Here is an 11853-nt window from a genome sequence, read left to right on the forward strand (position 1 = left end):
CCATATCCCCGTTCAGGTGGCGGCTCGACGGTTGAGCAAACGACTCAGGTGCACCTCGTCGAGGACTTCGATACGTGTCCTACCGAAACGCACCCGGTGGGATCCGAACCGCTCCAGCGCCTTGGTGACGGAATTCCGGCCGACTCCGAGGTGTTGCGCCAACTCGTCCCTGGTGAGGGAGAACGAACGCGCTCCGGAGATCTCGATCAGACGGAGCAGCGTCGCCGCGAGCCGCTGATCGATGTCGCCCTCGCACGACTGGGTCTGCTCGCGCAGTCGGCTCACCGCATGCAGAGCGAGCTGAAATGCCAGGTCGTGCTGAGTCACGAAGGCACGGAAGGCAGCTGCGGGGATCACAGATACTTCACACCTGCTAAGAGTCCGGACATGAGCAAGTCTGACTCCACCGTCCTGCACCGCCACCTCCCCCAGCACTTCTCCCGGCCCGCGGAAGGCGAGCAGCCGCTCCCTGCCGTCGCGATCCCCGCGCACCACCTTCACGATGCCGCGGAGCAGTGCAAGGACATGCGATCCGGACTCCCCCTGATGCAGCAGGACCGCGCCCGCCGGATGCGGCCGCCGCGGAAAGCCCGCCAGCCCTTCCCATGCCGATGCGGGCACGAGCTCCCGCAGTACCCGTGCCGGAGAAATGTGAGTCTGTTCGCTCATGCGATCACGGTAGACGGCCCCCATTCCCTTCCGGAGCGGAATGAGAAATTCCTCTTTTTATTGAATCGGCCATGTGAAAGCGCAGTTGCTTTTCGACCCTGGATTACCTGTGACATTCCGGACTTTCTTTGTCGCACAAAGGCTCTCGCTCGCCGCTCCGGGACATGCAACCGCCACCAAAAGATCGAATGTTCGGAATGTGACGACCGACATATTCCTTCTGCACTGCGAGAGCGGAGAGCGGCTCGACGGCGCGGAATTCTCGAATCGCCAGGAAAACCGCCGGCGGCCATTCGGCTCGACCGGCCCTCTCCCGGAGGAGCCATGCGAGAACACGACAAGTACGTGGGTGGCACCCATCGCGCACCGCGAGCCGATGTGCCGGCGGACTTCGGTCTCGCCCACCCGCTGCCCGGCCGGACCGGCGATCCGGAGCGGGACGACCACGGAGAAGAAGCGGTCCTCGATGCGCTGCACCGCGCCGGATACACGCCCGCCCCGGAGGAGCTCGGACGGCTGAGCGATCTGCTCCGGTCCCTTCGACGTGCCGGGTCCACCACCGATGGGCCGGCGGCTCCCGCGAGGTCGTACACCGCGCTGAACGCCCCGCGGGGCATCATCAACACCGGTCTCGTCCACGGCGGACAGCACGTGACCGACACCGCGGTGTCCGGTGACTACGTCCGGGGAGCCGACGATGACCTCTGACACGAGCTCCGTCGACGGTGCCCTCAAGGCCGTGCTCCCCGAACTGGAGCAAAATCAGCGGATGTTGGTGCTGGCTCCGCACAGCACGGTCAACACCGGTGTGGTGCAGGGCGATCAGCGCAATATGTCCAGCTCCTCGGTGGCCGGCGGCGGTCCCGTGGTACCGGTACGTCAGGGGCCCGTGCGGGCGAAGGACCTCCAGGTCGCCCGGCGCCGCTTCGTCCCGCCCCCGGCCTTCGAGGCGGGTCTCGCCGCGCTCGAATCGGGCATCCTGTTCCTGGTCGGCGAGCCGGGTACGGGCCGTCTGACGCTGGCCCTCAATCTGCTCGCCCATCCATGCGACGACCCGGCACTCGTCCAGATCGACGGGGCGGAGGACCTGACGCGCTGGCGTCCCCGGCCACAAGGGGTGCATGGCTACCTGGTGATGGAGCCGGGCGCCCCCTTCGCGCTCAGGCCCTGGGACCTGTCCAACCTGGAGGCGGCCCTGGCGGAAGCGGAGGCGCGCCTGGTCATCGTGCTTCCGGACGTTCCGGGGCTGACCCGGTTCCTGGAGAGGGACTTCGGTGCCCAGGTGGTGCGCCACCGGCCGCCCGACCCGGCCGAGGTCTTCGCCGCCCATCTCGCGGACATCTGCCCCGACACGCGGGACCGCGCCCGCATGCTGGAGCCGCTCGGACCGGACTTCCTTCCCTCGGTCCTGCCCTCCGGGCTGCCACCCGGGTACGCGGCGCGGGCGGCGGAAACCGTGGGCCGGCTCGGCGCCGGGGGCGAGGTGCACCGTGCCGAGGTGCTGGCCCGGCTCGCCTCGGTGGAGGCCCAGGAACTTCTGGCCCGTGCGGAGCACGATCCGGAGCTCCTGAGTCACCTGTTCTCGGTCTCCGTGTACGGAGGACTCGACCGCGGCATCGTCGTCGAGCGGGCCGCAGATCTGCTGGCCACGGCAAGTCCCGGGCCGGAACCCGGGCCCGCAGGTCACGGTCTCCGGGAGCCGATGGGCAACCAGGGGTTCGGCCTGGTCCGTCAACGCCCCCTCGGGGACATCCTGCGCGGCGTCGGGGCGAACTGTGCACCCGGTCTCGGCGTCGACGGTCCGCAGCCCGTCGCGTTCTTCTGGCCGGCGGTCGGCGACGCCGTGTGGGAGGTGGTGTGTCACGAACACGCCGATCTGCTGCCGCCGCTGCACCACTGGCTGGGCAGGACGGGGTCCACAGCGACGGAGATCGAGCGCGCCGGTCGTGCGATGGCCGGGATGGCCGTGCGCACCGGAGGGCGCACGCTCGGACTCGTCCGTGAGCTCGCCCTGACCGCCGGCCACGCGGGTTTCGAGGTCGCCGCCCGGTGTCTGGGAACGGCAGCGCTCGATCCCGTGGTCGCCGACAAGGTCCGCGACCTGCTCCAGGAATGGAGCGACGCACCCGAAACGGTGTTGCGCAGCGCCGTCGCGTACGCCTGTCGCTCCGACGTGGGCGGGGTCGAGGCCGAACACGCGCTGATGTTGCTGCACGGTGTGGCGAACAGGGGAGGCGACACTCCCGAGGACACCTCGGTGGCCCTGTCCGCCGCGGAGACGCTGATACAGCGGTTCGCGGCGGGGGACTCGGAGACCAGGGAAACGATCACGCGTCACCTGGTCGTCTGGACACGGGTCGAGGACACGGCGGCCCTGGTGGCCTCTCTCACCTTTCCCGTCCTGGTCGACTTCGACCACATCTGGTTCAGCGGCCGGATGCTCGCCGGGCCGACGACGGCCTCGGACATCGCGGAACTCGTCCAGCGGGCGCTCAACGAGGCCGCGTCGTACCCGCCGATGAGGGACGCGCTGCTCGCCTGGTGCCATGGCCCGGACGAGGCGCCGGATCCGGCCGTCGAGGAGCTGTTCGCACGGCTCGTCGACTCCCGGCAGCACGGGTTCCTGCGCCTGCTCCTGCTGATCGAACGGGGCGGCGATGCCATGCCGGGCAAGGCTCTCGCGGAACGCTGCCTTGCCGAGTGGCGCAGCAGGAACCAGCCCCAGCGGACCGACTGATCAGGAGGACGACCATGGCATCACTCTCTGGACCCGGACTGTTCGACTCCATCGAGAGGGAGTTCACGAGCAGGGAACCGGCATCCGGATTGCTGCTCGAAGACGGCTCCATCACCGCGGCGGTCCCGCTCTCCCCGGCGGAGGCGCGCCCGATCCTGTACGACCGCTCGGCGGACCCCGCCGTACGAACGTCGCTGTGGCGGCAGGCGGTTGCTCTGGCACAGGCCGACGCCGACCGTTCCGGCTGGCCGCTGTGCGCGGTGTGGCTGGCCGTGCCCGGACTGCGCCGCACGGCGTTCCGGATCGCGGACCGCTTCGGCACCGCTCGCGAGGATGTCGAGGCCGAGCTGGCCACGGCCTGCCTCGAAGCGCTTCGGGAGATGGGACCGGACACCGCCGATCCCGGGTCCGTGCTGCTGCGCTCCGCGTGCACGCGAGCCTGGAACGCAGCACGCAGGGCCCGTTCCGAGACGGCGGTGGAGAACATCGACGCGGTCGCCGGGGCGCGCCAAGGCACGGACGGCCACTGGCAGGTGGAGTTCGAACGTGCCGAAAGGCCCGCAGGCCTCTGCGCACCCCTGCGGATCACCGTTCCGGCCGACCGGGCCGAGGGCGTCCGGGTCGGGGCCCTGGCGCAGGAATGGGGCCTGGCCGACACCGTCGGCGACACCCGCCGCCTCCGGCGGGGGCGCCGGGTCGGAACCCTGTCCCTGCGCGGCCCGGGGAGGCGCGGATGAACGAGCGTGACCGGACACCCCTGACCTTCCGGGAGATCTTCGACCTTCCGGTGAGCGTCGACCTCGGAACGGCTGCACGGGCATTCGGCATGTGCATGAGTACCGCGTACCGGCTGGTCGGCCTCGGCACCTTCCCGTGCGAGACCGTCCGTGTCGGCCACCGCCACCGGGTCGTCACCGTGGATCTCATGCGGGCCCTGGGCATCGACGAGCGGCCCGTCTACGCCGACGACCTCGCGGACGGCGTGGCGCTGACGCTCTTCGACTGACGCGGCTCCACCGGGCCGGCCGGCCCTCGACATTCCGGCAGTTCCAGAACCCCTGGAGGACATCCACCGTGCCCACATGCTTCGTGATCGGCCCGAACGGCAACACCCGTGCCGCCGCCGACGGCACAGCCCACGACATCCAGCAGCGCTCCGCCGTCTTCTACGAGGAGGTCGTGCGGCCCGTCTGCGAGCGGTTCGGCATGACCCTGGTCCGGGCCGACGACGTGGCCGGCGCAGGCCCGTTGTCCGACCGGTCGATCCGCCACCTCATCGACGACGACATCGTCATCGCCGACCTCACCGGGGGCAGTCCCGAGGTCGTCTACGGCCTCGGAATCCGGCACACCACCGGGCGGCGCACCGTGCACCTCTGTGAGGCCGGCAGGGCGCCCTTCGTGGCCGGTACGCTCCCGACCATCGAGTACCCGGCCCTTCCACTCGGCTCGGCCGAGGCACGACAGGCACTGATGACCACACTCTCCGAAGGACTCCCCGGAGAAGGGATTCCCGGGGGAAGTCCCCTTCTGCCGGCCGCGCGCGTCCCGTTCCCCGGCGCAACGGGCGCGGCTGCCGTCGAAGGCCCGACCCCCGCCCCGGCCGCAGTGGAGGAGGACGATCCGGGGCTCTGGGACCGGGTGGCCGCCGCCGATACGGCCATGGAGGCGATCGTGGACGACATGGCCGATGTGGACGCGGCGCTCGTGGACCTCGCGGCCATGGGCGAGCTGCTCAATGAGGACATGGTCCGGGCCGGTCTGCCGGGAACCCCGATGAGCGCCCGGCAGGTTGTCATCAACCGCTTCGCCAAGGCCATCGAGGGCCCGGCCGATGACTTGGAGGCGGCTTCGGGGCGCTTCGTCGAGCGGATGAACATCGCCGCCGATGCCCTGAGCGCGTTCCTCCAGTGGGCGCGGGACACCCCTCGCGACGAGTGGCCGGACGAGGTGGACGAACTGCTCGGCCAGGTCATCGGGACGGCCCGGGATGTCCGGGAGTCGGCGGACAGCGTGCAGGAGGTCGAGCCCTTGATCAAGATGCTCGGCATGACCAGTCGGCAGCTGCGCAGGCCGAGCCGGAAGATCGGCGCCTCCCTACGGGCCATGTTCACGAGTCTGGCCATGTTCGAGACGTGGGAGAGCACGGCCCGTGAGCTGAAGCGGAACTGAGCGACGCGGGGCCGTGCGGACGGCCCGGGACCACGGACGTGGTCCCGGGCCGTCATCCGCCGGACAGGCCCTGGTGCTCCCGCCGGAACGGAGGGCGCCGCGTCAGGCCTCGCGGTGGTCCGCGTCCCGGGAACGGAGGAACGCCAGCGTGCGGTCGAGCAGCAGCGCGGCGGCCTCGGCGTCGTAGGACGGCAGCGAGTTGTCGGCGAACAGGTGCTGATCGCCGGGGTAGAGGTGCAGTTCGGCGTCGGCGGCCTCGTCGACGAGGGCGCGGGCGGCGTCCGCGTCGCCCTCGTCGGTGAACAGACGGTCGGCCTCCATGGCGTGGATACGGACCGGGAGCCGCGACGGCCACGCTCCGAAGGCCGAGCTCGGGACGCAGGAGTGGACGAACACGGCGCCGAGCGCCCCCGGCCGGGTCTGAGCCAGCTTCTGGGCCGGCAGCACGCCGAGGGAGAACCCGATGTGGACCAGCTCCTCCGGTGAGTCCGCCGCCGCCCGGACGCCGCGGTCGAGCAGTTCGTCGAAGCCGGTCTTCTCCGCGTACGCCAGCCCCGCTTCCAGGGTGTCGAAGGTGCGGCCCTCGTACAGGTCGGGGGTGTGCACGGTGTGCCCTTCGCCGCGCAGCGCGTCGGCGAAAGCGATCACCCCGGGGGTCAGGCCCTGGGCGTGATGAAACAGGAATACTTCGGCCACCGTGAGCCTCCAACAGCTTTTCGGAGAGGGATTGATCCATGAATCCAGAAGGTCCGGGCGCGTTGACCGACCGCGGCGTCCCGGGCCACGGAAGGTTCCGTTGGACGACGGCGGCGTCCCGGGCCACGGCCCCGACGACCGGGCTGCGCGGCCGACCGCCTCCTCACTCCTCGGGCGGCGGCCCCAGAAGCACCGGCCAGCCCTGATCGGCGTCGAGCATGCGATCCGGAGCCCCGGTGAACACCGCGGTCGCGGGCGCCGCCCGCGCGTACAGTTCCGGGTCCGTCTCGGTCTCCGCCCGGAGGACCAGCAGCGCCTCCGGGTCGGCGGCCGAGCGGCCGGGGAACGCCGCAAGGTCCGTACCCGTCCGCCCGAGCGCGGACGGGTACACGGCGATGTCGACTGTCAGGCGGCGGCCGTCGAGGGTGTGTTCGGCCCAGCCGTCGGTCCCCGCCAGGAACAGGACGCCGTCGCCCTCGTAGCAGTGGTCACCGAGCCGGGCGACGGCGCGCTCGCCGGGTGAGCCCTCCGGGTCGACGCAGAGCGTCACGACGGGCACATCGGGCTCGTCGGGGTTGACGCCGGGACGGATGTGGAGCCGTGCCATGGGCGGCCTCCGGTAACGGTGACGGGTGGGGCAGGTGGGGGACCAGTACAGCACGACGGCCCCGGCGTCCGGACCGCGGGCGGCCCCGGATGTCCGCCGGTCCGTCCGCCCACGCGGACGGGCCCAACACCGCTGCGTCCGAGCCGTGTTCACCTGGGCGGACGGCCGACGGTCCCGGCCGGTCCGGCCCGTCGCACCGAAGATCGATCGAGCGGATTCGCCACGAGGGATAGGCCCGCGCGGCACTCTTGCCATACGTTCCGCCCAACAGCTTGCTGGACGTCGCGTCTAACAAGCGAGGGAGGCGCTCGGCAGCCATGGATCCCATCGAGCAGGCACGGGATGGGGTCACGGCCGGCCGGCTGCGGAGCGTGACCCGCGAGACGGTGGACTGGTCGCGCACACCGGCGCCGGGACGGCGTATCGCCTTCCGGTTCCACTCCGCACCTGTCCGGGTGCTCGGCGACGACAGCGTGCGGGCCATGCGTGTGACGGGAGATCCGGGCGAGCTGGACCTTGCGGCCGGCACGCTCCTGCGGGCGGTCGGCTACCGCGGCGTGCCCGTCGCGGGGCTGCCCTTCGACGAGGCCACCGGCACCGTCCTGCACGAGGGCGGCCACGTGACGGGGATGCCGGGGACGTACGTCGTCGGCTGGATCCAGCGCGGGCCCTCGGGCGGCATCGGGGCCAACCGCGCCTGCGCCGCCGAGACCGTCGGCACGCTCCTGAACGATGCCGTCGCAGGCGCCCTGCCCTCACCGGCGCCCGCGCCCAAGGCGTTCCGCCGTCTGGCCCGGAGCCGCAGCCGCCATGTCGTCGACGCCAAGGGGCTGGCCGCCATCGACCGGGCCGAGCCGGCGCGTGGCCGCGACGGCGGACGCCCGCGGGTCAAATTCGGCACGGTGCCGGAGCTGGTGGCGGCGGCGAAGGGCGGCCGCTGGAAACTGTCGAGCTGAAACACCCGGACGGGGCCGGGCAGGCCCCGTCCGCAGGCCCCGGTGGCCCCGGTGACCCCGTCAGATATTCATGATCGCTTCACCCGGAAGTCGGCCGGGCCGCACCGCGACCTGGCGCGCGACACCCAATGCCCCTGATCAGACCGGTTATCCATCCGTTGTGCAACCAGGCCTGGATTCCGGCATGGACTTCCCGGACCGGAGAACAGGGACACCCGTGAGACTCACCCCTCTCGTGATCGCCGCGACGTCCGTCGCGCTCGTCGCGCCGACCGCCGCGCAGGCCGACTCCCCCGGCACACGCACCCCGGCCGCACCCGGTGTCAGCGTCCCGGGCGGACGGTACGAGCACTCGGTCGAGCTGAAGTTCCGGGCCGAGCGCGGTACCACCGTCCGCTACACGCTGGACGGTACGACCCCGACCCGCGACAGTCGCGTCCACTCCCCCGGCCGCTTCGCTGACCTTCCGCAAGTAACGGAGCGGGACCGGGTTCGGGACCGGGCGGCTCCCTCCCTGGGGTGCCGCCCGGTCCCTGTCCTGCCGGGCGGTCAGGTCGCGTCGGGGTCGACCGCGACCCGGCCCTTGGCGCGCCTGCCGACCACGGCCGCCGCCGCGACCGCGCTGCCCGCGAAGGCCAGGGCGACCATCCACGGCTGGTTGAAGAGATGCCGGGTGGCATGGTCGACGGAGTAGCGGCCGGGCCCGGTCAGACCGATCGCCGCGGCGGTGAAGCCGAGGAACGCCGGGTACTCGTAGCCACCGCCCTGCGCGAAGAATCCGGCGGGCGCGTGGACGGCCACGGCGCCCGCCATCGCCCCGGCCGCGGCGGCGCCGGCCACCGGGGTGGCGAGGCCGAGGGCCAGCAGCGCTCCGCCACCCGCCTCGCCGAGCCCGGCGGCGACCGCGCTGTGCTTCGGCGGGTGGAAGCCCATCGCCTCCATCGCGGCGGTGGTTCCCTGGATGCCACCGCCGCCGAACCAGCCGGCCAGCTTCTGGGTGCCGTGCGCGGCCAGTACCGCGCCGGTGCCGACGCGCAGGACGAGCAGGCCGAGGTCACGCCGATCGAGGCAGGCCATGGGGTGTCTCCGCAGGGGTTCGGGGGTGGTCGGGGTGTGAGGGGGCAGCCGCGCCGCGTCGGTCGGATGCCGCAGTTCCACTTTCCTTGGCGCGGGGCGCCGACGGGTCCTGGTGTTAGGCCGTCCGGGGGACGGCCCCGTGCGTGGTGCTGAGACGCACGCCATTATGCAACTTGTTGCACAATGGCGTTTCGGTGGTCTACAACTGGCGCAGACGACACTGCGCGAGGAGCCGCCGCATGAGCCCGTACCCGAATCTGCTGAGCCCCCTGGACCTGGGGTTCACCACGCTCCCCAACCGGGTGCTGATGGGTTCGATGCACATCGGTCTCGAAGAGGTCGAGCGCGGCTTCGCGCGGATGGCCGTCTTCTACGCGGAGCGCGCCCGGGGCGGCGTCGGCCTGATGGTCACCGGTGGCATCGCCCCCAGCGCCCGGGGCTGCTCCTTCCCCGGCGGGGCCAAGATGACCACCGAGGCGGAGGCCGAGCAGCATGCGCGGGTCACCGCGGCCGTACACGAGGCCGGCGGCCGGATCGCCATGCAGATCCTGCATTTCGGCCGGTACGCGCACCACCCCGACCTGGTGGCGCCGAGCGCGATCCAGGCACCGATCAGCGCCTTCGCCCCGCACGCCCTCACCGAGGACGAGGTCGAGGAGACCATCGAGGACTTCGTCAGGGCGGCCGGGCTCGCGCGCCGCGCCGGGTACGACGGGGTCGAGATCATGGGCTCCGAGGGCTATCTGATCAATGAGTTCATCGCCGCCGCCACCAATCACCGCACCGACCGCTGGGGCGGCTCGTACGAGAACCGCATCCGGTTCCCCGTCGAGATCGTGCGCCGGGTCCGTGAGCGGGTCGGCAGCGACTTCATCCTGATCTACCGGCTGTCGATGCTGGACCTGGTGCCGGGCGGTTCCTCGCTGGAGGAGGTCGTGCGGCTCGCCCGCGAGATCGAGTCGGCCGGCGCGACGATCATCAACACGGGGATCGGTTGGCACGAGGCCCGTATCCCCACCATCGCCACCTCGGTGCCGCGCGGCGCCTACACCTGGGTCACGGAGAAGGTGCGCGGGGCCGTCTCCGTGCCGCTGGTGACGAGCAACCGCATCAACACGCCCGAGGTCGCCGAGGAGATCCTCGCCTCGGGCCGGGCGGACATGGTGTCGATGGCCCGGCCGTTCCTCGCCGACCCCGACTTCGTCGCCAAGGCGGCCGAGGGCCGCGCCGACGCGATCAACACCTGCATCGGCTGCAACCAGGCCTGCCTGGACCACATCTTCAGCGGCAAGGTCACCTCCTGCCTGGTCAATCCGCGTGCCTGCCACGAGACCGAGCTCGCCCTGTCGCCGACCCGCACCGTGAAGCGGGTGGCGGTCGTGGGCGCCGGGCCCGCCGGTCTCGCCTGCGCCGTCTCGGCGTCCGAGCGCGGGCACGAGGTGACGCTGTTCGACGCGGCCGAGGAGATCGGCGGCCAGCTGAACGTGGCGCGCAGGGTCCCCGGCAAGGAGGAGTTCGACGAGACGCTGCGCTACTTCCGTACCCGGCTCCGGGAGGAGAAGGTCGAGCTCCGGCTCGGTACGCGGGTCACGGCCGGCGCGCTCGACGGTTTCGACGAGGTCGTCCTCGCCACCGGTGTCACCCCGCGCTCCCCCGCGATCCCGGGCCAGGACCACCCCAGCGTGGTCGGCTACCTCGATGTCCTGCGCGACGGGGCACAGGTCGGCGAACGGGTCGCGATCATCGGGGCGGGCGGGATCGGCTTCGACGTCGCCGAGTTCCTGACCGACTCGGGCGACGCGGCGAGCCGCGACCCCGAGGTGTTCTTCCGGCAGTGGGGCGTCGACACCGACTACCGCGACCGCGGCGGTCTCCGCGCCCCGGAGCGTCCGAGGACCCCCCGGACCGTCCACCTGATCCAGCGCAGGACCGGCAAGGTCGGCGCGGGGCTGGGGAAGACGACCGGCTGGATCCACCGCACCGAGCTGCGGCACCGCGGCGTCACGACGATCGCGGGCGCCGCCTACGACCGGATCGACGACGACGGCCTGCACCTCACGGTCGACGGCGAGCAGCACCTCCTGCCCGTCGACACGATCGTGCTCTGCGCGGGCCAGGAGCCGCGCCGAGACCTGTACGAGAAGTTGCTCGCCTCGGGCCGTACGGCGCACCTCATCGGCGGCGCCGACGTGGCGGCCGAGCTGGATGCCAAGCGGGCGATCCGCCAGGGCACGGAGCTCGCGGCTTCGCTGTGACCGACGGCCTCGTGGCGCAGGGGCCGCGGGGCCGCTGCGTCGTCGGGCCACGGCCGGCCGTCCATAGGATGCACCCCATGTCTCTCCCGCACGCGATTCTCACCGCCCTGCTCGAGAAGCCGTCCTCGGGACTGGAGCTGACCCGCAGGTTCGACCGGTCGATCGGCTACTTCTGGTCCGCTACGCACCAGCAGATCTACCGCGAGCTGGGCAAGCTGGAGCAGGCCGGGCAGATCCGGGCGCTGCCCTCGGAGCAGCCCGCGCGTGGGCAGAAGAAGGAGTACGAGGTGCTGCCGGCGGGCCGCGAGGCGCTCTCCGCCTGGGTGGCCCGCTCCGAGGACCCCAAGCAGGTCCGGGATCCGCTGCTGCTGCGCATGCGGGCCGCCGCAGTCGTCGGGGCACCTGGTCTGGACGCGGAACTCCGTCGCCACCTGGGGCTGCATCGCCGGCAGCTGGCGGAGTACCTGGAGATCGAGGAGCGGGACTTCCCGCCCGAGCGGAACTCCGAGGAGGACCGGCTGCGTCATCTGGTCCTGCGCGGCGGCATCGATCTGGAGAACTTCTGGATCGGCTGGCTGACACGGGCACTGGATCAGGACGAGAAGCCGGGTCCGTAGATGGGTTGTTCTTGAACGTGACAGCTGGGCGGGCAGATGTCACGTCCCCGCGACGCACCACCGGCCG

At 71.5% G+C, this 11853-nt stretch carries 11 protein-coding genes and 2 pseudogenes; 9 read left to right on the forward strand and 4 right to left on the reverse strand.

Annotated features, from left to right (window positions below):
* Positions 1-12 precede the first annotated feature (12 nt).
* Entirely contained in the window at positions 13-693 is a 681-nt protein-coding gene (locus tag OG520_RS04925) for a Crp/Fnr family transcriptional regulator (protein WP_406012316.1), read from the reverse strand.
* A gap of 300 nt (positions 694-993) precedes the next feature.
* On the opposite strand from OG520_RS04925, the gene OG520_RS04930 reads away from it, so the two are divergent.
* From OG520_RS04930 to OG520_RS04950, 5 genes are all read left to right on the forward strand, one after another.
* Positions 994-1377: a hypothetical protein gene (locus OG520_RS04930; RefSeq protein WP_399333243.1), complete on the forward strand. Its 384-nt coding sequence runs from the start codon at positions 994-996 to the stop codon at positions 1375-1377.
* Positions 1367-3406, forward strand: coding sequence for a hypothetical protein (locus OG520_RS04935; protein WP_406012317.1), 2040 nt, complete (start codon positions 1367-1369; stop codon positions 3404-3406). Before OG520_RS04930 ends, OG520_RS04935 begins: the two co-directional genes overlap by 11 nt.
* A gap of 14 nt (positions 3407-3420) precedes the next feature.
* Positions 3421-4143, forward strand: coding sequence for a hypothetical protein (locus OG520_RS04940; RefSeq protein WP_399333247.1), 723 nt, complete (start codon positions 3421-3423; stop codon positions 4141-4143).
* Positions 4140-4412, forward strand: a complete 273-nt coding sequence (locus OG520_RS04945) for a DNA-binding protein (protein ID WP_266429997.1) — start codon at positions 4140-4142, stop codon at positions 4410-4412. Before OG520_RS04940 ends, OG520_RS04945 begins: the two co-directional genes overlap by 4 nt.
* A gap of 68 nt (positions 4413-4480) precedes the next feature.
* Positions 4481-5578, forward strand: a complete 1098-nt coding sequence (locus OG520_RS04950) for a hypothetical protein (RefSeq protein WP_406012318.1) — start codon at positions 4481-4483, stop codon at positions 5576-5578.
* A gap of 102 nt (positions 5579-5680) precedes the next feature.
* Here OG520_RS04950 and OG520_RS04955 read toward each other — a convergent pair whose 3' ends face one another.
* Both OG520_RS04955 and OG520_RS04960 read right to left on the reverse strand, forming a co-directional pair.
* On the reverse strand, positions 5681-6274 hold the full coding sequence (locus tag OG520_RS04955) for a dienelactone hydrolase family protein (RefSeq protein WP_406012319.1): 594 nt from the start codon (positions 6272-6274) through the stop codon (positions 5681-5683).
* 163 nt (positions 6275-6437) lie between these two features.
* The gene (locus OG520_RS04960; protein ID WP_406012320.1) at positions 6438-6881 is read right to left on the reverse strand and encodes a hypothetical protein; all 444 of its coding nucleotides are present in this window, start codon (positions 6879-6881) and stop codon (positions 6438-6440) included.
* 326 nt (positions 6882-7207) lie between these two features.
* Here OG520_RS04960 and OG520_RS04965 point away from each other — a divergent pair.
* Positions 7208-7837 (forward strand): annotated as a pseudogene (locus tag OG520_RS04965) (ferredoxin-NADP reductase); the annotation flags it as partial.
* A 184-nt stretch (positions 7838-8021) separates the two neighbouring features.
* Positions 8022-8270: pseudogene (locus tag OG520_RS04970) on the forward strand (chitobiase/beta-hexosaminidase C-terminal domain-containing protein); the annotation flags it as partial.
* Positions 8271-8386: 116 nt separating this feature from the next.
* On the opposite strand, the gene OG520_RS04975 reads toward OG520_RS04970, so the two are convergent.
* Positions 8387-8914, reverse strand: a complete 528-nt coding sequence (locus OG520_RS04975) for a DoxX family protein (protein ID WP_399333257.1) — start codon at positions 8912-8914, stop codon at positions 8387-8389.
* Positions 8915-9153: 239 nt separating this feature from the next.
* Here OG520_RS04975 and OG520_RS04980 point away from each other — a divergent pair, with 239 nt between their 5' ends.
* Positions 9154-11169 carry an FAD-dependent oxidoreductase gene (locus tag OG520_RS04980; RefSeq protein WP_406012321.1) on the forward strand — a complete coding sequence of 672 codons (2016 nt, stop codon included), beginning with the start codon at positions 9154-9156 and terminating at the stop codon, positions 11167-11169.
* 77 nt (positions 11170-11246) lie between these two features.
* On the forward strand, positions 11247-11786 hold the full coding sequence (locus OG520_RS04985; protein ID WP_389980525.1) for a PadR family transcriptional regulator: 540 nt from the start codon (positions 11247-11249) through the stop codon (positions 11784-11786).
* Positions 11787-11853: the final 67 nt, after the last annotated feature.

It is taken from the genome of Streptomyces sp. NBC_00984 (assembly GCF_045162475.1).
Classification (GTDB): Bacteria; Actinomycetota; Actinomycetes; order Streptomycetales; family Streptomycetaceae; genus Streptomyces.

Coding starts and splice junctions, on each gene's coding strand:
- OG520_RS04930 (WP_399333243.1), top strand. CDS start 994: ATGCGAGAACACGACAAGTACGTGGGTGGCACCCATCGCGCACCGCGA.
- OG520_RS04945 (WP_266429997.1), top strand. CDS start 4,140: ATGAACGAGCGTGACCGGACACCCCTGACCTTCCGGGAGATCTTCGAC.
- OG520_RS04925 (WP_406012316.1), bottom strand. CDS start 693: ATGGGGGCCGTCTACCGTGATCGCATGAGCGAACAGACTCACATTTCT.
- OG520_RS04940 (WP_399333247.1), top strand. CDS start 3,421: ATGGCATCACTCTCTGGACCCGGACTGTTCGACTCCATCGAGAGGGAG.
- OG520_RS04960 (WP_406012320.1), bottom strand. CDS start 6,881: ATGGCACGGCTCCACATCCGTCCCGGCGTCAACCCCGACGAGCCCGAT.
- OG520_RS04980 (WP_406012321.1), top strand. CDS start 9,154: ATGAGCCCGTACCCGAATCTGCTGAGCCCCCTGGACCTGGGGTTCACC.
- OG520_RS04985 (WP_389980525.1), top strand. CDS start 11,247: ATGTCTCTCCCGCACGCGATTCTCACCGCCCTGCTCGAGAAGCCGTCC.
- OG520_RS04935 (WP_406012317.1), top strand. CDS start 1,367: ATGACCTCTGACACGAGCTCCGTCGACGGTGCCCTCAAGGCCGTGCTC.
- OG520_RS04975 (WP_399333257.1), bottom strand. CDS start 8,914: ATGGCCTGCCTCGATCGGCGTGACCTCGGCCTGCTCGTCCTGCGCGTC.